The sequence below is a fragment of the Pseudomonas sp. K5002 genome (assembly GCF_013386655.1).
In the GTDB taxonomy this organism is placed as follows: domain Bacteria; phylum Pseudomonadota; class Gammaproteobacteria; order Pseudomonadales; family Pseudomonadaceae; genus Aquipseudomonas.
This window is the reverse complement of the sequence record NZ_JACARK010001372.1, coordinates 322-639: the sequence shown is the minus strand read 5'-3', so window position 1 is coordinate 639 and position 318 is coordinate 322. Positions and strand designations below refer to the sequence as shown.

Genomic DNA, 318 nt, shown 5'->3' with positions numbered 1-318 from the left:
GCTGCCGTCCCCGAGCCTGCGGGTGCAGGGCGGTTCGGTGCGCCTGGCGGGCCAGGACCTTCTGCAGCTGGATGACGCCGGCATGCGCGCGGTACGCGGTGGGCAACTTGGGATGATTTTCCAGAACCCCAGTAGCCACCTCGACCCGTTGATGCGCATCGGCGAGCAGATCGCCGAAGGCATCCGACTGCACCAGGGCGCGTCGAAAAAGGAGGCGCGCTTGCAGGCTATCGAAGTGCTGCGCCAGGTCGGCATTCCCGATCCCCAGGCGCGGATCGACAATTACCCTCACGAGTTTTCCGGCGGCATGCGCCAGCG

At 66.7% G+C, this 318-nt stretch carries 1 protein-coding gene; it reads left to right on the top strand.

Annotated elements, in window-relative coordinates:
• The coding region (locus tag HX846_RS36470) for an ATP-binding cassette domain-containing protein (RefSeq protein ID WP_178967373.1) at positions 1-318 on the top strand (318 nt) is incomplete at both ends.